The organism is Plantactinospora solaniradicis, from assembly GCF_042658085.1.
GTDB classification, from domain to species: Bacteria; Actinomycetota; Actinomycetes; order Mycobacteriales; family Micromonosporaceae; genus Plantactinospora; species Plantactinospora solaniradicis.
Genome location: NZ_JBHSPR010000044.1, coordinates 1 through 25074, shown reverse-complemented (window position 1 = coordinate 25074; position 25074 = coordinate 1). Strand labels below are relative to the sequence as shown.

The 25074-nt window shown below is 72.0% G+C and carries 26 protein-coding genes; 8 read left to right on the top strand and 18 right to left on the bottom strand.

Annotated features, from left to right (window positions below; genetic code table 11):
• Window positions 1–36: 36 nt before the first annotated feature.
• The 3 genes from ACFP2T_RS35505 to add form a co-directional block, all read right to left on the bottom strand.
• On the bottom strand, window positions 37–861 hold the full coding sequence (locus ACFP2T_RS35505) for an exodeoxyribonuclease III (RefSeq protein WP_377429655.1): 825 nt from the start codon (window positions 859–861) through the stop codon (window positions 37–39).
• Between the two features lie 65 nt (window positions 862–926).
• Entirely contained in the window at window positions 927–1847 is a 921-nt protein-coding gene (locus ACFP2T_RS35500; protein ID WP_377429652.1) for a proteasome assembly chaperone family protein, read from the bottom strand.
• Between the two features lie 3 nt (window positions 1848–1850).
• A complete protein-coding gene (gene add / locus ACFP2T_RS35495) occupies window positions 1851–2930 on the bottom strand; it encodes an adenosine deaminase (protein ID WP_377429650.1) in 1080 nt (359 codons plus the stop codon).
• A 294-nt stretch (window positions 2931–3224) separates the two neighbouring features.
• Between add and ACFP2T_RS35490 the strand changes: the two genes are divergently transcribed.
• The 3 genes from ACFP2T_RS35490 to ACFP2T_RS35480 all read left to right on the top strand — a co-directional run bounded on the left by ACFP2T_RS35490 (window position 3225) and on the right by ACFP2T_RS35480 (window position 5590).
• Entirely contained in the window at window positions 3225–4373 is a 1149-nt protein-coding gene (locus tag ACFP2T_RS35490) for a hypothetical protein (RefSeq protein WP_377429648.1), read from the top strand.
• A 120-nt stretch (window positions 4374–4493) separates the two neighbouring features.
• Window positions 4494–4640, top strand: coding sequence for a hypothetical protein (locus ACFP2T_RS35485; protein WP_377429647.1), 147 nt, complete (start codon window positions 4494–4496; stop codon window positions 4638–4640).
• Window positions 4641–4711: 71 nt separating this feature from the next.
• Window positions 4712–5590 (top strand): EcsC family protein, encoded by an 879-nt coding sequence (locus tag ACFP2T_RS35480; protein ID WP_377429645.1) that lies wholly within the window; start codon window positions 4712–4714, stop codon window positions 5588–5590.
• A gap of 6 nt (window positions 5591–5596) precedes the next feature.
• Here the strand turns inward: ACFP2T_RS35480 and ACFP2T_RS35475 are convergent, their stop codons facing one another.
• Window positions 5597–6466 carry an SGNH/GDSL hydrolase family protein gene (locus tag ACFP2T_RS35475; protein ID WP_377429643.1) on the bottom strand — a complete coding sequence of 290 codons (870 nt, stop codon included), beginning with the start codon at window positions 6464–6466 and terminating at the stop codon, window positions 5597–5599.
• 206 nt (window positions 6467–6672) lie between these two features.
• On the bottom strand, window positions 6673–7095 hold the full coding sequence (locus tag ACFP2T_RS35470; RefSeq protein WP_377429641.1) for a PPOX class F420-dependent oxidoreductase: 423 nt from the start codon (window positions 7093–7095) through the stop codon (window positions 6673–6675).
• A 62-nt stretch (window positions 7096–7157) separates the two neighbouring features.
• Here ACFP2T_RS35470 and ACFP2T_RS35465 point away from each other — a divergent pair, with 62 nt between their 5' ends.
• The 3 genes from ACFP2T_RS35465 to ACFP2T_RS35455 all read left to right on the top strand — a co-directional run bounded on the left by ACFP2T_RS35465 (window position 7158) and on the right by ACFP2T_RS35455 (window position 9982).
• Window positions 7158–7427: a DUF6343 family protein gene (locus ACFP2T_RS35465; protein ID WP_377429639.1), complete on the top strand. Its 270-nt coding sequence runs from the start codon at window positions 7158–7160 to the stop codon at window positions 7425–7427.
• Between the two features lie 37 nt (window positions 7428–7464).
• Window positions 7465–8880, top strand: coding sequence for an NADP-dependent succinic semialdehyde dehydrogenase (locus ACFP2T_RS35460; protein WP_377429637.1), 1416 nt, complete (start codon window positions 7465–7467; stop codon window positions 8878–8880).
• Between the two features lie 103 nt (window positions 8881–8983).
• Entirely contained in the window at window positions 8984–9982 is a 999-nt protein-coding gene (locus tag ACFP2T_RS35455; RefSeq protein WP_377429846.1) for a TIGR03885 family FMN-dependent LLM class oxidoreductase, read from the top strand.
• 89 nt (window positions 9983–10071) lie between these two features.
• On the opposite strand, the gene ACFP2T_RS35450 is transcribed toward ACFP2T_RS35455, so the two are convergent.
• On the bottom strand, window positions 10072–10608 hold the full coding sequence (locus ACFP2T_RS35450; RefSeq protein WP_377429635.1) for a GNAT family N-acetyltransferase: 537 nt from the start codon (window positions 10606–10608) through the stop codon (window positions 10072–10074).
• A gap of 98 nt (window positions 10609–10706) precedes the next feature.
• On the opposite strand from ACFP2T_RS35450, the gene ACFP2T_RS35445 reads away from it, so the two are divergent.
• A complete protein-coding gene (locus tag ACFP2T_RS35445; protein WP_377429633.1) occupies window positions 10707–12131 on the top strand; it encodes an Nramp family divalent metal transporter in 1425 nt (474 codons plus the stop codon).
• Between the two features lie 64 nt (window positions 12132–12195).
• Here the strand turns inward: ACFP2T_RS35445 and ACFP2T_RS35440 are convergent, their stop codons facing one another.
• The gene (locus tag ACFP2T_RS35440) at window positions 12196–15273 is read right to left on the bottom strand and encodes a glycoside hydrolase family 9 protein (protein WP_377429631.1); all 3078 of its coding nucleotides are present in this window, start codon (window positions 15271–15273) and stop codon (window positions 12196–12198) included.
• 305 nt (window positions 15274–15578) lie between these two features.
• On the opposite strand from ACFP2T_RS35440, the gene ACFP2T_RS35435 reads away from it, so the two are divergent.
• Window positions 15579–16307, top strand: coding sequence for a PP2C family protein-serine/threonine phosphatase (locus tag ACFP2T_RS35435; protein ID WP_377429630.1), 729 nt, complete (start codon window positions 15579–15581; stop codon window positions 16305–16307).
• A gap of 13 nt (window positions 16308–16320) precedes the next feature.
• On the opposite strand, the gene hrpB is transcribed toward ACFP2T_RS35435, so the two are convergent.
• The 11 genes from hrpB to ACFP2T_RS35380 form a co-directional block, all read right to left on the bottom strand.
• Window positions 16321–18855 carry an ATP-dependent helicase HrpB gene (gene hrpB, locus ACFP2T_RS35430; RefSeq protein ID WP_377429628.1) on the bottom strand — a complete coding sequence of 845 codons (2535 nt, stop codon included), beginning with the start codon at window positions 18853–18855 and terminating at the stop codon, window positions 16321–16323.
• Between the two features lie 96 nt (window positions 18856–18951).
• The gene (locus ACFP2T_RS35425) at window positions 18952–19257 is read right to left on the bottom strand and encodes a gas vesicle protein K (RefSeq protein ID WP_377429627.1); all 306 of its coding nucleotides are present in this window, start codon (window positions 19255–19257) and stop codon (window positions 18952–18954) included.
• Entirely contained in the window at window positions 19254–19463 is a 210-nt protein-coding gene (locus ACFP2T_RS35420; protein ID WP_377429625.1) for a gas vesicle protein, read from the bottom strand. Before ACFP2T_RS35420 ends, ACFP2T_RS35425 begins: the two co-directional genes overlap by 4 nt.
• Entirely contained in the window at window positions 19460–20254 is a 795-nt protein-coding gene (locus ACFP2T_RS35415) for a GvpL/GvpF family gas vesicle protein (RefSeq protein ID WP_377429623.1), read from the bottom strand. The genes ACFP2T_RS35420 and ACFP2T_RS35415 overlap by 4 nt, the downstream gene beginning before the upstream one ends.
• Window positions 20251–20637 (bottom strand): gas vesicle protein, encoded by a 387-nt coding sequence (locus tag ACFP2T_RS35410; RefSeq protein ID WP_377429621.1) that lies wholly within the window; start codon window positions 20635–20637, stop codon window positions 20251–20253. The genes ACFP2T_RS35415 and ACFP2T_RS35410 overlap by 4 nt, the downstream gene beginning before the upstream one ends.
• A gap of 5 nt (window positions 20638–20642) precedes the next feature.
• Entirely contained in the window at window positions 20643–21167 is a 525-nt protein-coding gene (gvpO, locus tag ACFP2T_RS35405; protein ID WP_377429619.1) for a gas vesicle protein GvpO, read from the bottom strand.
• Window positions 21168–21198: 31 nt separating this feature from the next.
• Window positions 21199–21414 carry a gas vesicle protein GvpG gene (locus tag ACFP2T_RS35400; RefSeq protein ID WP_377429617.1) on the bottom strand — a complete coding sequence of 72 codons (216 nt, stop codon included), beginning with the start codon at window positions 21412–21414 and terminating at the stop codon, window positions 21199–21201.
• Window positions 21408–22223 carry a GvpL/GvpF family gas vesicle protein gene (locus ACFP2T_RS35395; RefSeq protein ID WP_377429616.1) on the bottom strand — a complete coding sequence of 272 codons (816 nt, stop codon included), beginning with the start codon at window positions 22221–22223 and terminating at the stop codon, window positions 21408–21410. The genes ACFP2T_RS35400 and ACFP2T_RS35395 overlap by 7 nt, the downstream gene beginning before the upstream one ends.
• A 1-nt stretch (window position 22224) precedes the next feature.
• Window positions 22225–22608 carry a gas vesicle protein GvpJ gene (gene gvpJ / locus ACFP2T_RS48185; protein ID WP_465264283.1) on the bottom strand — a complete coding sequence of 128 codons (384 nt, stop codon included), beginning with the start codon at window positions 22606–22608 and terminating at the stop codon, window positions 22225–22227.
• On the bottom strand, window positions 22605–23528 hold the full coding sequence (locus ACFP2T_RS35385) for an SRPBCC family protein (protein ID WP_377429614.1): 924 nt from the start codon (window positions 23526–23528) through the stop codon (window positions 22605–22607). Before ACFP2T_RS35385 ends, gvpJ begins: the two co-directional genes overlap by 4 nt.
• Window positions 23525–24229: a hypothetical protein gene (locus tag ACFP2T_RS35380; protein WP_377429612.1), complete on the bottom strand. Its 705-nt coding sequence runs from the start codon at window positions 24227–24229 to the stop codon at window positions 23525–23527. Before ACFP2T_RS35380 ends, ACFP2T_RS35385 begins: the two co-directional genes overlap by 4 nt.
• Window positions 24230–25074 lie beyond the last annotated feature (845 nt).

Here is a 25074-nt window from a genome sequence, read left to right as displayed (position 1 = left end):
GGACCGACCACTCGGAGCACCGTCGTGACGTGATCGCTACCGGCGTACCGGATCCAGCCCCTCCGGCAGCGGCGGGTGGTCGCCGTCCGCTCCGGCGTCCACCACGATCGGGGCGTGGTCGGACGGACCCTTGCCCTTGCGGGCCTCCCGGTCGACGTACGCCGAGCGGACATCTCCGGCGAACGACGCCGTCGCGTACACCAGATCGATCCGCATGCCCTTGTTCTGGTGGAACATCCCGGCCCGGTAGTCCCAGTACGTGAAGGGGTGCGGCCCCTTCATCGGCGTCGGTACGACGTCCGCCAGGCCGAGGGCGCGGAGGTCGGCCAGCGCCTGCCGCTCCGCGGGGGTCACGTGGGTGGAGCCGACGAACAGCGCCGGATCCCACACGTCGGCGTCGGTCGGCGCGACGTTGTAGTCACCGCAGACCACCAGTGGTCGGCCGGTCCGCAGTTCGGCGGCGAGCGCGTCGCGCAGCACCGCCAGCCAGGCAAGCTTGTACTCGTAGTGCGGAGAGTCCGGGATCCGCCCGTTGGGCACGTAGATCGACCAGACCCGTACCCCGGCGCAGGTCGCCGAGATCGCCCGGGCCTCCGGTTCCGGGAAGCCGGGTTCGTCGGCGAAACCGACCGCGACGTCGTCCAGCCCGACCCGGGACAGGATGGCCACCCCGTTCCAGCGGCCGTCGCTGTGGCTGGCCACCGAGTAGCCCAGCTCGCCGACCTCGTCGACCGGAAACGCCCCGTCCGGGCACTTCGTCTCCTGGAGGCAGACGACATCGGGTCGGGTGTCGGCGAGCCAGGCCAGCAGCCGGGGCAACCTCGCCTTGACCGAGTTCACGTTCCAGGTCGCCAGACGCATGTGCCCAGCCTGCCGGATCGGGCGCCGCCGCGCGAAACGCAGCGCCGGGTTGCCGACCGCCGGGATCAGTTGCCCGGCGTGTCCCCAGGGCGGCCCTGCTCGGCGAGGAACCGCTCCAGCTCCGCGCCGAGTTCGTCGGCGGTCGGCAGCGGCCCGGTCTGGTTGGCGAGCAGGTTCGGTCCGCCCCGGCCACGGGTGAAGGCGTCGTACTGCTCCTCCAGCGCGTGCACCAGCGACGTGGCCTCGTCGGTCTGCGCCACCTGGCGGTCGATGTCGAGGCGTACGGCCTCGGCGGCGGTCCGCAGCGTCTCGGTGGGCAGCAGCAGCCCGGTGGCCCGGGACACCGAGGTCAGCAGCAGCTCGGCGGCGCCCGGGTACTCCGTCTGGGCCACGTAGTGCGGCACGTGGACCGCGAAGCCCAGCGCGTCGCGGCCCTGCTCGCCGAGGCGGAACTCCAGCAGGTTGCCGGCGCTGCCCGGCACCTGGATGCGTTGCAGCCAGGACTCGTAGCCGCTGATTAGATCCGGGCGGGTGGCGTGGGCGGTCACCCCGATCGGTCGGGTGTGCGGCACGGCCATCGGAATGGCGTTGAGCCCGAGGGTGAGCCGGACTCCGAGCCGGCGGATCAGGCCGGTCAGCGACGCGATGAACCGTTCCCACTGGAAGTCCGGTTCCGGGCCGGAGAGCAGCAGGAACGGCGTGCCAGCGTCGTCGTGCAGCAGATGCAGCTCCAGTTTCGGCTGCTCGTAGTGCTCCCAGTGGTCCTCGACGAAGATCATCGTCGGCCGGCGGGACCGGTAGTCGAGCAGCTGGTCGACGTCGAAGGTGGCGATCGTCCGGCAGTCGAGCGTCGACGCGAGGTGTTCCCGGGCGAGCCGGGTCGCGTTTCCGGCGTCGACGAAGCCGGAAAGCGCCTGGATCAGCACCGGCTGACCCAACTCGGGCAGGTCATCGGTGAGCTGGTAGAGCTCGTTCGGGTCGAGCACCGGTCAGGACCTCCTCAACGGGGTACGCCGGGACGCGCCCATGGCGGACGGCGCCCCGATGTAGGAAACGCTGCCGCTATCTTGGTCCATTCCACCGAGCCACTCGGAGACACCTGCCAGCATCGCCGTCCGGACCTCCGACGGGGCGGCCGAGGCGTAGATGGATCCCCGGGCCAACCCGGCCAGTTCCTCGTCGGTACAGCCCAGCACGTCCCGGGCCAGCACGTACTGGTCGAGCAGGCCCGTGCCGAACAGCAGCGGGTCGTCCGTACCGAGCGCCACCGGCACGCCGGCGGCCAGCAGGGCGCGCAGCGGGGTCGAGGCCAGGTCCGCGGTGACCCCGAACGGCGGGTATGAGCTGGGGCACACCTCCATCGCGACCGACCGGGAGGCGAGCAGTTCGAGGGTCGCCGGGTCGGCCACGGCGGTGAGCCCGTGGCCGACGCGGTGCGCGCCGAGCAGCGTCACGCACTCGCGGACGTGCCAGGCGGCCTCGTAGAAGCCGCTGTGCGGGACCGCGAGCAACCCGGCGTCGGTCGCCGTCCGGACCGCCGGGGAGAAGTCGGCGACCCGGCCCCGCCGCTCGTCGTTGGAGAGCCCGAAGCCGACCACGCCCGCTCCGGCGTACCGGGCCGCGATCCGGGCGACCCGTTCGGCCTGCTCCGGTGGTCCGGCCCAACTGGCCGCCAGGATCACTCCGGTACGGCCACCGGCGGCCCCGGCCAGCACCGCCTCCACCACCGGCTCCAGCCCGCCCAGCCGGACGGCGTACGTCGTCGGGTCGACCTGGATCTCCAGCCAGCCACCGCCCTCGGTGGCGTTGTCCAGGGCGGCCTCGGCGACCACCCGGCGAAGATCGTCCGCGGTACGCAGCGCCGCGCGGGCCAGGTCGTACCGGCCCTGGAACGCCGACCAGCCGTGTACGGCGCCGGTCGGCAGCGGGTCGGGCAGCGGCAGCCCGTAGCGGTCCGTCAGCTCGGCCAGGGTGCTCGCCCGCATCGAGCCGGTGAGGTGCAGGTGCAGGTTCGTCTTGGGCAGGCGACGGAGCTCTCGTCGGGTTACCGGTCCGGTGACCTGTGCCATGACCCACGGTCTCACGGCACGGCCCGGTTCGGGCAGCGGGTGGGGAGCCGACCGGCCGGGTACCGGATCCTCCGATCGGGGGAGGGGGCCGGGGTCGCGTTCGGTGACGGTTGTTTCGAAGGTAAATGCCGGCCTGATGTGTAAAACGTGACTTCCCCGAGATGTCGGCCTTGCCCGGGTTGGCCGGCGCCGCCCACGCCTGCGGGTCGCTGACCGGTTGGTCAGTCGACAATTGTGGGCAGGCCCACTCGCTGACTCGCTGTAGTCGGGTGTTTGGCTGCCTAGCCTCGTCGGATGCCTGACGACGACCGTTCTGAGACCGTGAACGCCGCCAAGCCCGGCACTGTCCGATCGGCTGAGGTTCCCTCCACCGACCCGGCATCCCCGCCGGAACCGAGCCGACCGACCAACACCGCCCTGCTCCGGTTGACCCTCCTGCTCGCCCGGCTCTGGGCTCTCGTCCGGACCGGATCGGCCCGGTTGCGGCACGCCGTCCAGCCCGGGTTGGCTCGGCTGCGCGCCCGCGGGTCGGTGTTGCGGCGGGCCGCCGCCGGAGCCGTCCGGCCCGTGCTGGCCCGCGCGCGGCGGTTCGCGGCCTTCCGGGCCGCCGAGCGGGTGCTGCGCCGGGCCGTCCGACTGGCCGCGCCGTGGGCCCACCGGTTCGCCGCCCGCGCCAACGCCCTGGCCGCCCGCACGGGCCTGCGGATCCCCCTCGGGGTACGGCGTCCGGCCCGGGTCGCCGTCGTGGCCGGGGTGCTCTGCTGCCTGGGGCTGATCGCCGTGGTCGACGCGACCGGCCAGCCGGACGGCCCGGCGGGTGCCGGTACGGCCAACCCGGACGACCGGGTGGCACTGTCCCGGCCGACCCGGTCGCCCGGTGACGACTCCCCGAACCGATCGAGCCGATCGGCCGAACGCGACCGCTCCGGAGCCGGCGGCTCGTCCCAGCCCTCCGGCTCGGACCGGGACGACTCCGCCGGCTCGCCACTGGTCGACGCCGCCCCGGTGGCCGGGCTGTCCGCGGTGCAGATGGACAACGCCCGGGCGATCGTGCGGACCGGCCGGGACATGGGCATGCCGCGCCGGGCACTGGTCATCGGCGTGGCCACCGCCATGCAGGAGAGCAACCTGCTCAACCGGGCCAGCGAGGTGCTGCCGGAATCCAAGCGCTACCCGCACCAGGGGAGCGGCTGGGACCACGACTCGGTCGGGCTGTTCCAGCAGCGCACCAGCAGCGGATGGGGACCGGTCAACCGGTTGATGGACCCGGCGTACGCGACGGCGCAGTTCTTCGACGCACTGCGCCGGGTACCCGGTTGGGAGCGGATGCGGCTGACCGAGGCGGCACAGGCGGTGCAGGTCTCGGCGTACCCGGAGCACTACGCCAAGCACGAGGGTGAGGCGACCGAGGTGGTCGAGGCGCTCGTGCCGTCGTGGCGGTGATCCCGGGCGGCTTGATCGGTGGGGCCACGATGGAGGTCCGGGACCGGGTTGTGCGTCGGCCGGTGTGACGGAGCGCCGAATCGGGTAAACCTGGTGCAGGACCACAACAGGAGGATCGAAATGGCGTCATTGGTGCAGCGGATCCAAATGTTCCTCAGGTCGCCCAAGGGCCGGCAACTTCTCGATCGGGGTCGTCGCGAGATGGCCAAGCCGTCGAACCAGCATCGGATGCGCCAGATCATGGCCCGGCTGCGGGGTCGCCGCTGATCGTTCCGCCGGCCGTCGCGCCGGTGGTCGTACCCTGAGTCGTCCCCCAACTCAGCTCCGGAGCGTGTCCCGTGACCGAGTCCTCATCGGCCGGCGGTGGAACCGCCTCGCCGGTCCCGTCGCCCGATCTTTCGCCGTCGGCCGCCGACCCCGGCCCGGCACCCGGCACCGGTCCGGGTACGTCGCCCGCGCCGGCTCCCCGGCCGGGCGCCGAGGAGGACTCGGCGGAGTCCGTCGACCAGGACCCGGCGAAGTCCGTCGACCAGGACCCGGCGGCGGTGCCGCCCAGCGGGTTGTGGGAACGGATGAAGGCCGATCCGCAGTACGCACCGGAGCACCTCGCGCTGGAGGCGGTACGGCGGCTCGGCCCCGAGGCCCGGGCCTGGGTCGAGCGGACCCGTGCGTACTATCCCGACCTGTCGCCGGACGGCGTGGCGGAGGTGGCGATCCGCAAGTTCGTCACGCGGGCGCAGCTCTCCGGGGCGATCTCGGGCGCCGCCGGCCTGCCCGGTGCGGTCCTCGACATGGGTGTGCTGGCCTGGACCCAGGCCCGGATGGTCCTGCACGTCGCGGCGGCGTACGGGCACGATCCGGAGCACGCCGACCGGGCCACCGACCTGCTGGTGCTACAGCGGGTGCACAAGATCGCCCAGACGGCGCGGCTGGCGCTCGGCGTGGCGGCCGGTCGGGAACGGGCCGGCGCGATGCTCGGCCGGTCGGAGACGCCGTTGCGGAAGGCGATGCTGCGGTTGGGTCTGAAGCTGGCGCAGATGGCCGGGGTCCGGGCCGCGAAGCGGCTCTTCGCCAAGGCGGTTCCCGGAGCCGCGATCATCCTGGGTACCTGGGCGAACTCGTCGGCCACCAAGGATCTGGCGGCCCGCTCCCAGGAGCTCTACCGGCAGCGGCCGGCGATCATGCCGCCACCACCGGCGACGATGCCGGAGTCGTAGCCGCGATCAGTCCGCTCGGCCGGCCAGGCCGGATGCCCGCCAGGTCACCTCGGCCAGCTTGTTCTGACCGGCCACGTTCGGGTGGAAGTAGTCCAACCGGTTGACCAGGTCCAGGCCGAACCGGACCCGGTGCACCGCACCGCCGTCGTAGCGGCATCGGGAGCCGTAGGCCCGGCAGGCGGCGGCCAGTTGCTGGTTGTAGGCGTCGATCCGGGCACGGAACGTCGACCGACGGGTGCGGTCGGCCGGTGCCGTCGAGGCCGCGTTGGCGAGCAGCGCGGGGCAGACCCGGTCCCGCCAGACCCGCACCACCCGGTCGTCGGTGTGCCCGACCTCCCAGAGCCGGTACAGGTCCGGGATGCTGACCACCAGTACCCGCGCCCTGGGCAGTCCCTTCTTCAGCGCCGCGAGGCCGCTGTCGAGGCTCTTCCGAAACGCCGAGACACTGGTCATGTCGTCGATCCCGCCCCGGCAGGCGTCGTTCGCTCCGATCAGTACGGTCACGTAGTCCACCTTGGCCCGTACCGCGTCCCTGGCCTGGCCGGCCAGGCCCGCGACCCGGGCTCCGCCGACGGCCTCGTTGTGCGCCTTGCCGCGGATCGCCGGGTTGGCCTCCCGCAGCCGTCGGTACAGGCTCTCGACCCGGACCCCGTCCCCGGTCGACCAGGAGTTGCGCTGGCAGGTGGCCAGGGTCAGGCAGGAACCGAAACCGGCGGTGATCGAGTCGCCGAGCGCGGCCATCGAGGTGGGCAGGCCGGGTCGGGGCGACTGGGCCGGGGGACCGGGTTGGCTACCGCCGCCGCCCTGGGCACCGTCGCAGGCCAGCGCGAAGGCCGCGAGCACGGCGGTGACGGCGGCGGTCCAACGTCTGGACATGCTTCTCCTGTACGGAGCGGACAGCAATCGCTCCGTAACTGTACGCGGCGCCGTCGCCGCGCAGGAACCCTCGGCGCCGCCCCCGACGGCCCCGATTCCGCGACATGACGGGAACCGGACAGCCGCCCGGACGCGCCCACGCAGGGCGCCCGGCACGCGTCGGGTCGAGGTCCCGGCGACGCGCCCCGTCGAGGCCGGTCCCGGGCTCAGCGGCTCGGCGCGGGTTGGCCGCCGGTCACCGCGACGAAGCTCTCCGGCCGGATGGTCATGATCACCCGGACCGGCGCGTCGTTGATGTCGTAGATGTTGCTGTAGCGCTCCTGGAGCGACCGGTAGAACGACGCCACCTCGTCGTCGTCCTCGATCTTCTCCACCACACCACGCACCTCGAGGAAGCGGTACGGGTCGTCGGGGTCGACGATCGAGAGGGCGATCCGGGGGTCGTGCTGGAGATTGCGGAACTTCTGCCGTCGCTTCGTGTGCGTCATCCTGATCCGCGCGCCGTCCCAGGCGAACCACATCACGTTGCTCTGCGGCCCGCCGTCGGGCCGGACGGTCGCCAGATGTGCGTAGAGCGGGCGGGCCAGCAGGTCGGCGTGACTTTCGGGAGGAGTCGGACCAGTCGTCATGGTCTTCTTCTTACCCCACCCGGCGCAGGTTAGCCGGCGCCCATACCGGGTAGTTCGGCGAAATGGCCGCGAGACCTCAGCCCCGTGGGGCGAAAGGGACGGTGGGGCGCCCGTACAGCGCGCTCAACCTGCGCCTGGTACTGGCCTCGTTCGGCCTGGTCATCTGCGTGGTGCTCGGTGTGTTGGCGGCTCGGGCCGACCAACCGGTGCTGGCGGCGATACTCGGCGTCCTCGCCCTGGCGGCCGTGGTGGACCTGGTGGTGGTGCAACGCCGTCGGGCCGCGCGGCGCCGCGAGGAGCCGCCGGGGACCCGCCACTCCCTCTTCGAGTGATCCGCCGCCAGACCCGCCGATCCGTAGGGAGTACGAGATGTCGATCGCCACCATCGACCCGAGCACGGGTCAGGTGCTCAAGACCTTTGACGAGATGACGGACCAGCAGGTGGAGGACGTACTCGCCCGGGCGGCGGCCGGGTTCGACACGCTGCGTACGACGACCTTCGCCGACCGGGCCCGCTGGATGACCGCCGCCGCGGACCTGCTGGAGGTCGAGCGCGACGGTGTCGCCCGGATGATGACGACGGAGATGGGCAAGACGTACGCCTCGGCCAAGGCCGAGGTGACCAAGTGCGCGATGGCCTGCCGGTACTACGCCGCACACGCCGAGCGGTTCCTCGCCGACGAGCCGGCCGACGCGGCGGCGATCGGCGCCACCCGGGCGTACAGCCGGTACCACCCGATGGGCCCGGTGCTGGCGGTGATGCCGTGGAACTTCCCGCTCTGGCAGGTGCTGCGGTTCGCCGCGCCGGCCCTGATGGCTGGCAACGTCGGGCTGCTCAAGCACGCCTCGAACGTGCCGCAGACGGCGCTCTACCTGGACGAGTTGTTCCGGCGGGCCGGGTTCCCGGTCGGCGCCTTCCAGGCCCTGATGATCGAGTCGGCGGCGGTCGAGCGGGTGCTCGCCGACCCCCGGGTCCGGGCCGCGACCCTGACCGGCAGCGAGGGCGCCGGGCGTTCGGTGGCGGCGATCGCCGGACAGCACATCAAGAAGACCGTCCTCGAACTGGGCGGCAGTGATCCGTTCGTGGTGATGCCCTCCGCCGACGTGCAGCGGGCCGCCGAGGTGGCCACGGTCGCCCGGTGCCAGAACAACGGCCAGTCCTGCATCGCGGCGAAGCGGTTCATCGTGCACACCGAGGTCTTCGACGCGTTCACGGACGCCTTCGTGGCCCGGATGTCGGCACTGCGGGTGGGCGATCCGATGGCGGAGGAGACCGACATCGGCCCGTTGGCGACCGAGCGGGGCCGTGCCGAGGTGGAGGAGCAGGTCCAGGACGCGGTGCGGCAGGGCGCCCGGGTGCTCTGCGGTGGGCAGCGCCCCGACCGTTCCGGCTGGTGGTACCCGCCGACCGTGGTCACCGACCTGACCCCGGCGATGCGGATGTACGGCGAGGAGGTCTTCGGCCCGGTCGCCGCGCTGCACCGGGTCTCGTCGTACGACGAGGCGATCGAGTTGGCCAACGGCACCGACTACGGGCTGGGCTCCAACGCCTGGACCCGGGACCCGGCGGAACAGGAGCGCTTCGCCACCGACCTCGACGCCGGGATGGTGTTCATCAACGGCATGACGACCTCGTACCCGGAACTGCCGTTCGGCGGGGTGGGCAACTCCGGCTACGGCCGGGAGCTGTCGGCGCAGGGGATCCGGGAGTTCTGCAACCTGAAGGCGGTCTGGGTGGGCGAGGGCGGCGCTGCCGGCCCGGGAGCCGGCGCCCACAGCGAGTAGGAGTCCGCCGGGGCGCCACACAGCACGTAGGAATTCCCCGGAAAGGAACATCGACCGGCGTTCCGGGTATCGGGCGTGGGTCAACGGGGTACGGATGACCGCCATGACGATGTTCGGCATCCACGCATCCCACGAGCAGATCCACCCCGCCGATTTGCTGCGGGCCGTCGTGCGGGCCGAGGAGGCGGGCTTCGACGCGGCCATGTCCTCCGACCACTTCTCGCCGTGGAGTTCCCGGCAGGGCCAGTCCGGCTTCGCCTGGTCCTGGCTGGGCGCCGCGCTCCAGGCGACCTCGTTGCCGCTCGGCGTGGTGAACGCCCCCGGCCAGCGCTACCACCCGGCGATCATCGCGCAGGCGATCGGCACCCTCGCCGCGATGTACCCGGGACGGTTCTGGGCGGCGCTGGGCACGGGTGAGGCGAGCAACGAGCACATCACCGGGCAGGGCTGGCCCCGCAAGGAGATCCGGAGCGCCCGGCTCCGCGAGTGCGTCGACGTGATCCGGGCGCTGCTCGACGGCGAGCAGGTCAGCCACGACGGACTGGTCACAGTGGACCGGGCCCGGCTCTGGACCCGCCCGGAGCACCCACCGGCCCTGGTGGGCGCGGCGGTCAGCGAGTCGACCGCCCGTTGGTGCGCCGACTGGGCCGACGGGCTCATCACGGTCAACGCGCCGCTGCCCCGGCTGCGCCGCATGATCGACGCCTATCGGGAGGCGGGGGGCCGGGGCCGGCTCGCCCTCCAGGTCCACCTGAGCTGGGCGCCGGACCGGGACGAGGCGGCCCGGATCGCGTACGAGCAGTGGCGCAGCAACGTGTTCGACCCGCCGGTCTGCTGGGATCTGGAGCTGACCGACCACTTCGACACCGTCTCGGCGGCCGTTACGCCGGACCGGGTCGCCGAGGTGGTCAACATCTCCGCCGACCTGGGCCGGCACACGCAGTGGTTGCGGGAGTACGTCGAACTCGGCTTCGACGAGATCTACCTGCACCACGTCGGGCAGGAGCAGGACGCCTTCATCGACGCGTTCGGCGCCAAGGTCCTACCCGAGCTGAAGTCGACCGGCGTCGGGGTCGCCACGACCGGCGACCGGCGCGGTTGACCAGGCGAGGGGGCCGGCATCTCCGTTGGCGGCCCGCGGCTGCCCGCGACGACCGCGATCGGGGTGCCGCCGGGTCATCCGGGTGGTACTCAGGCCAGCCGGCGTTCGAGCAGTTGGCCGGGCCAGAGCCGGTTGACGAGCTGCACGGTGAACGGTTCGGTCGCGGTGAAGCCCTGGCTCTCGTAGTAGCGGATCAGGGCTCCGTCGTCGCCCGCGTAACAGTCGACGCGCAGCAGTCCGAGGCCCTGCTCGCGGGCGAGTTCCTCGGCATGGTCGAGCAGTCGGCCACCGATCCCCTCTCCCGCGTGGGCCCGGTCGGTCACCAGCAGGTTGACGTAGAGCTCCGGTTCGGTCGCCCGCGGCACGTGCGGCACGGCGTCGCCGACCACGATGGCGCCGACCGGGACGCCGGACCGTTCGGCCAGGTAGAGGTCGCCGTCCGTGGCCCACCGCCGGACCTGGGCGACCCGCCGGGGATTGCCGGAGTGGGATGCGCTGCCCCACTGCCCGGTACGTCCCCGCGCCACCAGCCAGCGGGTCGCGCCGTCGAGCAGGGAGAGCACGGCGGCGACGTCCCCCGGATCGCCGGCACGGATGACGAGCTGATCGGTTGTCACATCGTCCATGTTGACAGATGATCCATTCACCACGACCACTGCGAATTGATCTCAGATCCGGTCTCGGGGCGCCCGTTGGCCGGTACTCCGTCCCCCTGGAGGTCGCAATGACGCAGACCGCCGCCGACCGGTTCCCGACAAAGCACCTGCCCGGCGTATCCGTCCGGGAGTTACCAGCAGCACCCCGTTCCCAGTGGTCGGTCATCGGCCCCGGCGTGATCGCGGCGGGTGTGGGGCTGGCGTCCGGCGAGTTCATCCTCTTTCCGTACATCGCCTCGCAGGTGGGGCTGGTGTTCCTCTGGGCGGCCGCGGTCGGCATCGTCACCCAGTGGTTCCTGAACATGGAGATCGAGCGGTACACGCTGGCCACCGGTGAGACCGCGCTGACCGGGTTCTCCCGGTTCTGGCGGCACTGGGGACTGGTCTTCGCGATCATGGTCTACTTCGCCAACCTCTGGCCCGGCTGGGCCTCCAGTTCCGCCACCATGGTGACGTACCTCTTCGGCGGCGACGCGACCTGGATCGCGGTCGGCATGCTGCTGGTGATCGGCGCGACGCTCACCCTGGCACCGGTGGTCTACACCGCGCTGGAGCGGATCGAGTTCGTCAAGGTCGGCCTCGTGCTGGTCTTCATCGTGGTGGCGGTTATCTTCGCCATCTCGGCCAGCGCCTGGGGCGACCTGCCCCGTACGGTCACCGCGCCGGAGTTCCCCACCGAGCTGGGCTTCGCCCTGATTCTCTCCGCACTGGTCTTCGCCGGGGCCGGTGGTGGACAGAACCTCGTGCAGTCCAACTGGATCCGGGACAAGGGCTATGGCATGGGCAAGTACGTGCCCCGCCTGGTCAGCCCGGTCACCGGCCGGGAGGAGGCGGCACCGGACTCGGCCGGGTTCGTCTTCGAGCCGACCGAGGAGAACCTGACCCGGTGGCACCGGTGGTGGCGGTTGGCGAACCGCGAGCAGCTGGTCACCTTCGTGCTGATCTCGTTCGTCACCATCGTGCTGACGTCACTGCTCGCCTACTCCACCGTGTACGGCGTGCCCGGCCTGGCCAACAGCGTCTCGTTCCTCCAGGTCGAGGGGGAGCGGCTGAAGGAGTTGGTCGGGCCCTGGTTCGGCACCCTGTTCTGGGTGGTCGGGGCCCTGTCGCTGTTCGCCGCCGCGCTGGGCATCGTCGACTACACCAGCCGGCTCGCCGCCGATGTGCTCAAGACCGCGTACCTGCGCCGGTTCTCCGAGAGCCGGATCTACTTCGCGCTGGTCTGGGGGCTCGTCGGCATCGGCTGCGTCGTCCTGCTCGCCGGATTCGACCAGCCGCTGATCCTGCTGGTCATCTCCGCCTGCGTCGGCGGCCTGATGATGTTCTTCTACTCGATCCTGCTGCTCATTCTCAACCGCCGCGTCCTCCCCACCCAGATCCGCCCCCGCTCCTACCGCGTAGTCGCCCTCATCTGGTCCGTCCTCCTCTTCGGCGTCTTCTCCGCCCTGACCGTCTGGCAGCAATCCGACCGCCTCCTCGACTGGCTGAAGTGAAAGGAAGGGCCCCTTCTTATCGTTTTCTGTATAAGAAGGGGCCCTTCCTAACCGGCGGATCCGGTTAGCCGCAGGGCGCGCCGTTGAGGGTGAAGAGGCCGGGGTCGGGGTTCGGGCCGGCCGTGGTGGTGGCGTTGAAGCCGAACATCTGGCTGCTGCCCGGCATGATCCGGGCGTTGTACGACTCGTTCCGCGCGGTCACCCGGGCACCCGCCTGGGTGACCTTCGCCATCCAGGCATCCCGGATCTTCTGGTCGCCGGTGAACGCGAAGCTCAGCGTCCAACCGTTGATCGGGGTCGTACCGGTGTTGGTGATGGTCGCCTGCCCGGTGAACCCGCCACCCTCGGCCCAGGTGCCGTAGTTGGTGTAGGTGACCCGGCAACCCGAGGCGGCCGGGGTGGTGGTGGCGCCGCCCTGGTCGGCCAGGAACGAGGCGATCCAGGCCAGCGCCGAGTTCCAGTTGATCGCCACCTCGTTCGTCGCGTACGAGGCGATGTCGTCGACGTAGCAGAACTGCGGCGCGCACCCCTCGAGCAACTGCTCCGCGAACGGGTCGTCCAGGCTGGCGTTCGCACCACCGGCGATCGACCCGGCCGGCGGGTTCGGCAGCGACTCGTCGTACTGGTTGCCGAAGATCCGGCTGTGCTGGTTCTCCGACGCGTTCTCGCCCCAACCCGTCACGTACGACTGGTTGAGCGCGTTGCGGCCGAAGATGTAGTCCATCGCCTGCACCGCGGCGTCCCGGTAGCGTGCCACCCCGGTCAGGTCGAAGGCGGTGGCGAGCACCACGGCGTTGTTGATGATGTTGCTGTTGCCGCCCCAGAAGTAGCTGCCCGGGTTGCCCGGCAACGGCAGGCCGTACGCCTGGGTCTGGGCGGTCACCAGGTAGCCGTCGGCGCCGCTGACCACCGAGGCGCGGAGCCGGTCCCGGTCGAGCACCGGCAGGTTGCTCGGCACGGTGGCCAGGTCCAGTCGTCCGAGCGCGGCGGTGCTACCCCAACCGAATCCGTTCGGGGCGAAGACCTCGTCGTCGGTGTGGTGCGGCGACGCGGTCAGGTCGTCCAGATAGGACTGGGTGCCGGTGCTCAGGTACAGCTCGGCGGCGGCCCAGTAGAACTCGTCGCTGACGTCGCTGTCGCTGTAGGAACCCCCGCCGTTGCCGTCCTGCGGGTCGGCGTACCGGGTCGGGTTGGCCTTGGCCGCCGCGTACGCGGTGGTGGCCGCGGTCCGGCAGCGGGTGGCGAACGCCGCGTCGTACGGGGCGTAGAGCCGGGCGCACTGGGCGGCGGTGGCGGCCAGGTTCAGCGTCGCCGCCGTCGACGGCGGGTGCAGTTCCCGCAGTTCGGGGTCGTCCTCCGGCTGGAGCGGCAGTCCGGTCCAGTTCCGGTCATGGATCTTGTGGTGTGCCATCCCGGCCAGCGGCTTGCCGGCCGGCACCTGCATCCGGAGCAGGAACTCCAGCTCCCAGCGGGCCTCGTCGAGGATGTCCGGCACCTGGTTGGCGCGCTCCGGCACCCGCAGCGTGCCGTCGCCGAGAGCCGCACCACCACCGCCGGTGGGTGCGGTCTTGGTCCGCTCGAACGCGCTCAGCAGCTGGTAGGTGGCGATGCCGCCGTTGACCACGTACTTGCCGTGGTCGCCCGCGTCGTACCAGCCGCCCCGGACGTCGAGGCGGTAGTCGCAGACCCCTGGCTGGCACGGCACGTCGGTGTCGCCCCGGTTCGGCGCCACGCCGAGGTGTCCGGCCGGACGGGCGTACTCCGCGCCGACCAGGGCACCGTCGATGGCGATGCCGCTGCGCTGGATGTAGAAGAACTGGAGCGAGTCGGAGCGGAGCTGCTTCCAGACGTCGGTCGAGATGTCGAACGGATGACTGGTCTCCCCGTCGGCGCTCAGGGTGTAGCCGCTGCCCGGGGTGCGGTACCCGGAGAAGTCGACGCTGTGCGTGTTCTGGGCCGAGGCGGCGTCGACGCCGCGTGGCGTGGTCTGGCCGCTGGCCACCACCGCGCCGGCCGCCGACTTCAGTTCCCAGCGCAGCGGCGTGGTGGTCTCGGTGACGATGGTGGCGTTCTTCGGTCCGGCGGGTAGGTAGCCGACCTGGTTCACCCGGACCCTCGGCCCGGTGTCCGGCACGTACGGCGGTTCCTCCTCGCCGCCGAGCAGCGAGACGTTGTCCAGGCAGAGTTCGTACCCGTCGGCGTTGCCGCCGACCTGGAAGGCGACCTGGGCGAGGCTGGTGTCCTCGGTGGCGGTGAAGGTCCGCTCGATGTGCTGGACCTCCCCGGTCAGCGGCACGTCCTCGGCGAAGTACGACGTGTACGGATCGGCGCCCAGCTGCACCGCCACCCGGACGGTCGCGCCGGGCTCGGCGGAGGCGTCGAAGGAGAGCGCGTACGTCTCCCCGGCCAGCAGCGCCACGTCGTTCTGCCCGACTCCGGCGTCCCACGGGTTGGCCAGTCCGCCCGGTACGGCGGAGCAGAGTCGCCCGTCGGTGACTCCGGTCGAGGTGGTGCCGTAGGAGTACCAGCCGGAGGTGCCGTCGGCGAAGTCTCCGTTCTCCACCTGTTCCGCCCCGCCCGGGGGCCCGGTCGAGGCGTCGCTGCTCAACGAGACGTCGTCGAGGCAGAACGTGTACGCCTCGGCGGCGCCGCCGAGTTGGAACGTGAGCGTTCCGTTGGTCGAGTCGAGGCTGCCGGAGAATTCGTACCCGAACTCCTCGGCCGTGGCGTCGAGCGCGACGTCCCGGGAGAACACCGTGGTGTACGGGTCCTCGTTGAGCTGCACGTTGGCCTTGACCGTGACCGGTGCGCTGGCCGAGGCCCGGAAGGTCAGGGCGTAGCTGGCGTCGTCGGCCAGCGGGATGGCGTTGTGGCCGAGGCTGGCGTCCCACGGGTTGGCCAGCCCGCCGGGCACCTCCGCGCAGAGTTGCCCGTCGACGACCGCGAGCGGAAGGTTCTCGGTGGACCACCAGGGGGCGGTGGAGTCGGTGAAGGTGCCGTTCACGATGTGTTCGGTGGCTGCCTGGGCCTCGGCGGGCCTGGCGCTGGCGCCGGTCGCGCCGCTGCCCAGTAGCAGGGCGGCCGTGGCGAGCAGGGTGAGCGCGCGTCGGCGTCGACGCAGGTGGTGGCGGGGTCGGGTCACGGGGAGTCCTTCCGGGCGGGGGCCGCCGGATGCGGCGAATCGCGGGGGTGCGCGGCGGAGAATCGGAAGTAACGGTGGGAGCGCTCCCAATACGGAGCCGATGTTGCCAGCCCGTTTCTGGCATGTCAATCGACCACCCTGGATTGCCTTCGCCCTGGCGGGGTGGTGCGGAGCCGGCGACCGGCACCGGAATGGTCGGCGGTCGGTGATCCCCATCGCGACGGACGGTAAATTTAGATCGCCACTCCGGCCGGTCGGTGATCTACTGCAAGCATTCTGGCCATCTTTTTGGCAGGCTGCCTGCCATGAGCCTGAAGCTGCGATCCGTGGCGGTGAGCGACCGGGGCCTGATCCGGGGCGCGAACCAGGATTCCGTGCATGCCGGACCCTGGCTGCTCGCCGTGGCCGACGGCATGGGCGGCATGGCCGCCGGGGACCTGGCCAGCACCATCGCCATCGAGGCGATCCATCCGCTGGACGTGGAGACGCCGGAGGAAGGGCTGGTCGCCGCGTTGCAGGGGGCGATCGACACCGCGAGCGCCGGTATCCGGGCCGCGGTTGCCGAGGATCCGGAACGGCAGGGGATGGGCACCACGCTCACCGCGCTGCTGCTCGCCCGTACCGGGACCTGCCTCGCGCTGGCGCATGTCGGCGACTCCCGGGCCTATCTGCTGCGTGGCGGCACGATGACCCAACTGACCAGGGACGACACCTTCGTGCAGATGCTGGTCGACGAGGGGGTCATCAGCCCCGAGGAGGCCAGCAGCCATCCCCGGCGGGCCGTGGTCACCCGGGCGCTCCAGGGCGAAGCGGTCACTCCCACCTACACCACGCTGGTGCCGGAGGCGGGTGACCGGTGGCTGCTGTGCAGCGACGGACTGTCCAATGTGGTCCGCGCGGACACCCTGGCGGAGGCACTGCTCGGATACCCCGACCCGGCCGCCTGTGCACAGCGGCTGGTCGACCTCGCCCTGCGGGCGGGCGGACCGGACAACATCACCGTCGTGGTCGCGGACATCATCGACAGCGCCTGAACGCCCCGCCGGACTAGCGGCGGCGTGGTTGGAGCCGTCGGGTCGGTTCCGCCTCGGTCGGATCGGCCGGCCACGGGTGCCGGGGGTAACGTCCGCGCAGCTCCGCGCGTACCTGCGGGTAGCCGGTCTGCCAGAAGGACGCGAGATCGCGGGTCACCGCGACCGGACGGCCGGCGGGGGAGAGCAGGTGCAGCAGGACCGGCACCCGTCCGTCGGCGATCCGGGGCACGTCCTGCCAACCGAAGGTCTCCTGGAGTTTGACCGCCAGCACCGGCGCGGCCGGATCGGTGTAGTCCACCCGGTGGCGGGAGCCGCTCGGCACGGCGAGCCGTTCCGGGGCCAGCTCGTCCAGCCGGGCCGCCTGGGCCCAGGGCACCAGCCGGCGGAGCGCGGCGGGAACGTTGATCCGGGCCAGGTCCGCCCGCCGACGGGCACCCGCCAGTTCGGGCCCGAGCCACTCCTCGGCCCGGCCGAGCAGCGCCGCGTCGGCCATGTCCGGCCAGTCGGTGCCGAGCGCGTGCCGGCAGAACGCCAGCCGGGCCCGCAGGGCCTGGGCCTCCGGGGTCCAGGTCAGCAGGGACAACCCGACCTGCCGCAACCCGTCCCGCAGCGCGGCGGCGACCAGCGCCCGGTCCGGTCGGGCCAGCGGGCGGTCCAGCAGGACGATCGCGCCGAGCCGGTCGGTCTCGCGGGCGACCACGTCATCGCCGGACCAGGCGATCTCCTGCTCCCGGCGGAGCAGCGCGGCGCCGGCCTCGCGTGCGGTGGCCTCGTCGATCACCGCCGCCTGCCGGATGGTCGCGCTGCGCCGACCGGGCGCCCGGTCCGCGGTGGCGATCGCCAGCCATTCGGTCCCGGCCAGCGGGGACCCGGGCGGCAGGTCCGCCGCGGTGCCGCCGGCCATCAGGTACGTGCTGCCGCCGGCCTGCCGGACCCGGGCCAACCGTTCGGGGTACGCCAGCCCGACCAGCAGCCCGGCCGCCAGATCGTCCGACAACTCCGGTACGGCCCGCCGGCTCCCCCGTCCGGCATCCCGCCGATCGGGTAACTCGGTCAGGCCGGCCCGGAGCCGCTTCACCTCGGTACGCCACCGGTTGGTGGCGGCGTCCGTACCGGAGCGCAGCCGGCGCCAGCCCGCCACCAGGTCGTCGCCGGGAGTCGTCTCGGAGAGCACCGCCACCACCTCGGCCGCCCGGCCTGGTCCCAGCGCCCCGGCCCCGTCCAACAGCGCCCGGGCCAGCCTCGGATGGGCACCGAGCGCGGCGATGGCCCGGCCGCGCCCGGTCACCCGGCCGTCCGGCTCGATCGCACCGAGCGCGTCGAGGGTCTCCCGGGCCACCTGCATGGCGGCGACCGGCGGTGGGTCCGGCAGCGCGAGGCCGACGCCGTCCGGATGTCCCCAACACGCGAGTTGCAGCGCGAACGCGGTGAGGTCGGCGACCGCGATCTCCGGTTCGGGCTGCGCGGGCAGCCGCTCGTGGTCCATCGCCGACCAGCACCGGTAGACCCGGCCCGGCGCCTCCCGCCCGGCGCGTCCGGCCCGCTGCGTCGCCGCCGCCCGGGAGACCGGCACCGTCACCAGGGAACCCAGGCCCCGGGCCAGGTCGGTCCGGGCCACCCGGCTCAACCCGGCGTCCACCACCACCCGTACGCCCGGAACCGTCAGGCTGGTCTCCGCCACGGCGGTGGCGAGCACGATCCGGCGCCGGTCGACGGCCGGACGCAGTGCGGCATCCTGCTCGGCGTTGGACTGCCGGCCGTGCAGGCTGACCACGTCGACGGTCCCGGGTAGCCCGGTCAGGCGGGCGGCGACACCGCCGATCTCCCCGGCGCCGGGGAGGAAGACGAGCACGTCCCCGTCCTGGTCGGCCAGGGCCCGCCGTACGGTGGCCGCCACGTGGTCGAGCAGCCGGGGATCCACCCGCAACCCGTGTGGCGGGGTCACCGGGCGCGGCGGGGGAGCCCAGACCACGTCGACGGGATGGGCCCGCCCCTCGGCCCGCAGTACGGGTGCCGACCCGGCCGGTCCGCCGAGCAGCGCTGCCAGCCGTTCCTCCTGCGCGGTCGCGGACATCACCAACAGCCGCAGATCGGGGCGGAGCGCGGCCCGCACCTCGATCGTGAACGCCAGCGCCAGATCGGCGTCGAGTTGGCGCTCGTGCACCTCGTCGAGCAGCACCGCACCGGTGCCGGCCAGCTCGGGATCGTGTTGCAGCCGCTGCACCAGCAGGCCGGTGGTGACCACCTCGATCCGGGTCCGGGCGCTGCCGCGCCGCTCGCCCCGGACGGCGTACCCGACGGTGTCGCCGACCCGTTCGCCGAGCAGTTCCGCCATCCGACGGGCGGCGGCCCGGGCCGCGACCCGACGCGGCTGGGCGATGACGATCCGCCCGTCCACCTGGTCGATCAGGGCCAGTGGAACGAGGGTGGTCTTGCCGGCGCCGGGCGGCGCGACCAGGACGGCGGCACCGGAGGTGCGTACCGCCTCGGCGAGCGCGGGCAGGACGTGCCGGACCGGCAGGTCGGAGGCGGGTTCGGGGAACGGCACGCCGCCAGTCTCGCACCGGCATCCGTCGAACGGACGAGGGCACCAGCGTCGGGCACCGGGATTGCATCCCCGGCGCGCCGAGCCGTACAGCGCCGTTCAGTCCCGGGGCAGGAGCGGGCCGAGCGGCCCGAGGTCGAGGTTGAGGTCCTCCGGAGCAAGGCCGAAGTGTTCCCGGAGTTCGACCATCTGTTCCTCCAGCGCCATGAGCGTGGCGCCAACCCGCTCGATCTGCTCCGCACTGAGATCACCCTGGTCGACCCGGCGGAGCGCCTGCCGCTCCATGAGCTGGCGCAGCAACTCGACGATCGTCAGTACCAGGCTCGCCAGGCCACGCTCGACGCCGGCCTGGTCCACCTCGATCCGGGATCCCGGCGGCCGCGGCTCCTCCTCGCCGCGCATCATGGCGTACCGCCTTCCACGGGCCCTGCCCCGGCCGCCCGTACCGAGGCGAGCAGGGCCCGCAGCGAGATGTGCACCAGCTCCACGTCGGCGATCGACAGCACCAGCTCACCGCTGACCACCACTCCGGTGGCCAGTACCCGGTCGAGCAGGTCGACCAGGGCGACCGGACGCGAGTCGACCAGGTCCGACCCGGACCGGCCCGTCACGTCGACTCCCCCTGTCCGAGGGTGGCGAACGAGTACGGCGGCCACGGTCCGGTCAGCTCCAGCCGGAGCCCCGGGTACCGGGTACCCAGCGTCCGGACCAGCTCGCCGAACTCCGCTCCCCGTTCCGCGTGGACCAGGTACGCGCCGTTGAGCACCATCCAGTCCGGCACGCCGCTCAGGCCACGATCCTGCGGGCGGTGGCGCCGGGCCGCCTCGGCGTACCGGGTCAGCATCGTGTGGACCGCTTCCGCGCTGTCCACCGCCGCCCGCGCGGTGGCCTCACCCGCCGCGAGCCGCGCCCGGCGCCGGCGCAGGTAGTCGGTACCGACACCGGTGCTGGCCGGGCTGGCGCCGTCGGCGTCGTCCGGCTGTCCGGTGGGCCGCCGATCGCGGCTGGCGTAGGCCTTGACGCCCCACTCGGTCCGATCCGCGAGCCGGTCGAGGGTGGCGGTGAGATCGACCCGTCGGTCGGCCAGTTCGGTGCGGAGGGCCGCCTCGTCCCGGTAGACGGTGCCGAGCCGGGTCGGCACGACGGGTCCGTGTCGCCAGACGGCCTCGGCGACCCGGTGGTGGGCCGTGGCCGCCGACTCGAGCCAGGCCAGGTCGCCGAGGTTGCGCCGCAGCGCCGCCTCGCCGTAGTCGTCGAGGTCCACGTCGGCCACCACCGCGACGAGCCCACCGACCTGCACCGTCCGGACCGGGGAGCCGCCCGCCCCGCTCACCCCGACCAACCCTTCGTCCCGCAGGCCCCGCGTCATCGCGTGTACCCAGACGCCACGATCGTCGGTCACCGATACTCCTCCGTTCCACGGTCCGTCCGCTCCGCGTCGCGCTTCGTCCGGTCGGTTTCAGGCGCTGGCCGGGCCCGTTGACGGCGGTCGGGCTCGACCGAGCGTTGCGGCCGGCCGCCGAGGAACGGGTCGTGTTCCCACCAGTCGATGCCCATCTGCCGGGCGGTGTCGACGGAGGCGACCACCAGGCGCAGCTTGATCGTCAGCAGTTCGATGTCGAGCAGGTTCACCCGGATGTCGCCGGCGATCACCACACCTCGGTCCAGGACCCGCTCCAGGATGTCCGCGAGGCTGCCCGCGTCGCTGCTCGCCGCCGGGCCACGTCCGGGTCCGGGCGCCAACGGGCCGTAACCGGGGCCGAATGTCGGCTGAGGATTCGACATGCCGGTCATCCCGCACCGCCACCACTGTCGCCGCGACCACGGGCGTACCGTCGGGTCCGCCGGTAGCCGAGCAGGTCACCGTCGACGTCGAGTTCGGTCTGGTAGACCGCGAGGATGTCCGCCGAGGACGGCACCCTCGGGTCCTCGACCACTTCGACACCGATCAGCCAGCCGTGCTCGGTACGGTCGAGCGAGGTGACGCCGGTGACCGGCTTGCCGGTCAACTCGGCGACGTGCCGCAGGCCGCTGCGGGCCGCGACCGGTGCGGACACCGTTCCTCCGGTCCGGCGCCGAGCCCGCGGGCTCCGATCGTCGTCCGGTTCGAAGTCGGGCTCGTCGTCCGGTCCGTCGTCGGGCTCGTCGTCGGGCTCGTCGGCGGGGTAGTCGTCATCGGGGTAGTCGTCATCGGGGTAGTCGTCGTGGTCCCGGTATTCGGTGTCCTGCTGGTCGTCGTCGTGCCGTCCACTCCTGCTGATTCTGCTGTTCCGGCGCCGGCTGGCGCGGTCGGCGCCGCTTTCGCCGCTAGCCATGTCACTCTCCTTCCTGCTGTCCCGCCGGTAGTCAGCCGATCAGGCGTTCGAGGATCCGCTGCTGTGCCCGCGCGAGTTCTCCGGCCGAGATCTCGCCGGCCGAGGCCGCCTCGTCCAGCTCCTCCAATTGACGCTGCAGGTGGACCGGGTCGTAGAGTTCGCGTTCCGCCTGGGTCCGCAGCACCCGCGCAAGGGCCGTCACACCGCGAAGCGGGATCAGCGGCAGCGTCAGCAGCGCGGTCAACATCCTGGATCCATCTCCGCCGAGGACCCGCCCCCGACGAAGTCCCAGGGCGCCGCCGGCCCGATCAGGCGTACCGTCGCCCGCTCCTGCCACCGTTCGGCGAGCGCCGCCACGGCGTCCTCGAAATCGCCCGATCGACGGCCTTCCACCAGGAACGCCACCCGAGCGGCGTCCTGTTCGTGGCGTGCCGGCTGTGGCACGCTCGACAGGCAGGACGGAGCCAGGGCCCGGACGAGCCGCTCGGTGTCGACCGCCCGACGCGCCTCCACCGCCAGGTGGATGAGTTCGCCGAGTCGGATCCGCAGGTCGACGGAGGTGTTCTCGGGCTGTCCTCGGAGCCGGTCGCGTAGGTCGGCGATCTCCGGATTCTCGGCGAGTACGTCGGTCAGCAGCGTCCGCTCGACGTACCGGGCCCGCACCACGTACTCGATCCGGCCGTCGAGATCGTCCAACGCGGCCCGGTACTCGTCGTGCCGCAGGGCGAGCAGCTCGGTTACCGCCTCCCGGTTGGCCAGCACCGTCCCGAACCGTGCCGGCAGCACCGGGACCTCGGCGGTCACCGCGATGGCGTCCAGTAGTTGCTGGTACGCGAGGAGGTCGTCGGGGCGGCCCACCCGTACGTCGAGTGGAATCTCGCTGACCAGTGCCGCGATCTCGCCGTGCCGTACCGCGGTCACCGGCCCCAGCGGATCGCCCAGGCCGCGGGCCTGCGCGGTGACCTCCACGTTCTCGGGAACCAGCCCGTAGAGGAACTGTCCGGTGCTGCCGGCCTCGGCTGTGCCGGCGGAATCCGTCGTGCCTGCCTGTCGCATCTCAGTCCTCCTCCCGGCGCCGGCGCCGTGGCGTCGGTTCCCGGTCCCGATCCCGGCCGGCACCGCCCACCAGTTCGCCGAGCGCATCCCCGGCCTTCTCCACCAGCCCGCCCTTCGGCCCTGACACCAGGTCCGGCAGGCCCTTGTCGCGGGTCGCCGAGAGGTCGAGCCGGTTGGTCGCCTCGGCGAACCGTAGGTACGTGTCGACGCTGGCCACCACGACCCGGGCGTCAATGGTCAGCAGTCGGATCCCGACCAGGCTGACGGCCACGTGGGCGTCGATCACCACGCCCTTGTCGAGGATCATGGCCACCACGTCGGCCAGATCCGATGACGTGCCCCGGCTCGGTGCCGTCCCGGCGGACGACCGTACGACGTCGGTCATCGTTGCCCTCCTCCCGTGCGCCGTGCCCGCTCGCCCTTGCCGTCGCTCCGACGCCGGTCACCGGTACGCCGGGTCGAGCCGGACGGTTCGGACGGTTCGGAGTCACGGACGACCTGTCCGTCGCGGATCTCGCCGCGCCAACCCTCGACCTCGGCCGGACGCAGGATCGTCTCGGTCATGACGTGCCGGGCGAAATGCTTGAGTTCCAGCCGCACCCGGCGCCCCTGAGCGCGCCAGAGATTGCCGGTCCGCTCGAACAGCCCCTGCGGGTGGTACTCCAGGATCAGCAGGATGCGGGTCAGTTCGGGGGCGATCTCGTGGAATGTCACGGCGCCGTCGACCGACCCCTTCGCGCCGGTGGCTCGCCACACGATCCGCTGGTCGGGGACCTGCTCGACGATCGTGGACTGCCAACTGCGGTGTGACCAGAAGATCTGCGCCTTCCAGGTCGATTCCTCGTCCGAGGTCCGTTCGACGTGTTCGACCTTCTTCATGAACTGGGGAAAGTCCTCGAACCGGGTCCACTTGTCGTACGCGAGGCGCAGCGGCACGCCGACATCGACGGTCTCCACGATGTTGGTGACCTTGATCTTGTTCTTCGCGTTCCCGCCACGACGACGCAACGCCGTCTTGACCCGCTCCTTCGCCGCAGCCATGCCGGCGCTCAGGCCCGCCTTGACCGGGGAGGAACCCTCCGCCAGCCGTTTCGCTCCGGCGGCGGTGGCCGCGAGGCCCGGGCCCCCGCCCTCGGCGTACCTGGCGAACCGGTCGGTCGCGGCGCCCATCCTGTCGGTCGTGGCCGAGACCACGCGCTCGCCGGCAGCCTCTGCCAGATCGCGTAGCGCGCTGCGCAACCGGCTCGACGCTCCTTCCCGGCCGTCGTTCGCCGGGGCGTCCGCCGCCTTCGCCACCGGGCTCATCGGGCCCGCCGCCGTACCGGAGGGGCGCTGGTCGTCGTCCGGCGCCGCGCGGGTTGCCGGGGCGCCGCCGCCGATTCCCGCTCGTCGTCTTCGGCCTGCGGGTCGATTAGTTCGTCCTCGTCGAGTTCGTCGTCGTCGAGTTCGTCATCCTCGAGGTCGTCATCCTCGGCGTCCCTCGACTCCGGTGCGCGCTGGCGGCCACCCGCTCCGCGCTGGTCCCGCCCACGGCGTTCCGAGGTGTCCCGCCGTTGCGACCCCGTCTCCGATTCGGCGTCGAACTCCTCGCCGCCCTCGCCGTCCTCGCTCTCCGCCGGCCGACCGCGTCGGGTTGTCGCACGGGCATCCCGGGACCGTCGGCGGGTCGGCTCGGCGGGCTCGTCCGCGTCGGTCCGGTCCGGTCCGCGGAGAAGGTCCGCCCGCTGCCGGAGTTCGCTGCTGACCGAGTCGATCCGTCGGGTGACCGCGCTGGTGGCAGCGGTCTTGGCCGCGGCGACGAGGGGGGCGCCCAGTGCGGCGATCCGGCTCAGCTCGGCGGATCCGCCGAGCGCCTTGGTGCCTCGGCTCACGAGTCCTCGTCGGTCACCGCTGAGTCGACCGGCTGCTACGGCGCCAGCCAGGACGAGTACCAACCGGAGCTTCCGGCGGCGGCCGACCAGGTAGCCGAGACCCGCCCCCGCAATCGTCTGTGTCGCTCGATTCATTGTCGCCATCTCCCTTTTGTTGAAGCCGTCCGGCGTTTCGTGTCGTCCGGCGGCTCGCGTCATCCCGAATCATTTGTCTGAGGCAAGTGTTTTCTTGTTCGCCGCAGCCCTACCCGCCATTGCGATGAAGGGAAACGCCGATTCGAGGTGGGTGTGATGCACGCCACTTCAGGCGGCTGAATTTGCGCTCGCCATGGGCCTGAACTGCGGAGATGGGCGACAGTTCCGCCATTCTTGCCGAGTGACGCCCGCTCGCGGCGATATTTCGGGCGAGGGCAGAATATGTACGGCAGGGGACGAAGCACGTTCCAGGTACCAATAACGGCCAGTCTTCCTGTGCCGGAGATGCCTACTCGGGACAGGCCAGCGACAAATTGCGCGCAGATTCTTTCCCGGCCCGCGGTCCCCGGCGTGCCGGCGGCTCCACCGAAGCCCGCAGGGGCCGGTTTCCACGGGACTGCGGGCCGGCGGCAGATAGCGGCACGGCCTGGCCGGGCACCGCCCGGCGACCCGGGACACGCTGAGAACGGCCGGATGAGGAGACCCTGCTGGCCCCGAGACGGGCGGCAGGGCCGCGGGACGGCGGCGAGCGGAGTCTGCGCGGGCACTGGTGGTGGCGGCGACCGGGCGACCGATCGCCGAACGGGGTGCCGCCGGGTCGAGCGGCGGGCGTGCTGGCCCGGTTCACCGCACCGATCTGAACGGCAGCACGGTTACTGGATGACGCATGATCCGGGCCCCGGCACAGTGCCGGGGCCCGGATCGCGGTGACAGTCCGATCGTTTAGTACGTCTCGCCGAGTTGGCCGCGGAGTTTGGTCAGGGCGCGGGTGAGGAGTCGGCTGA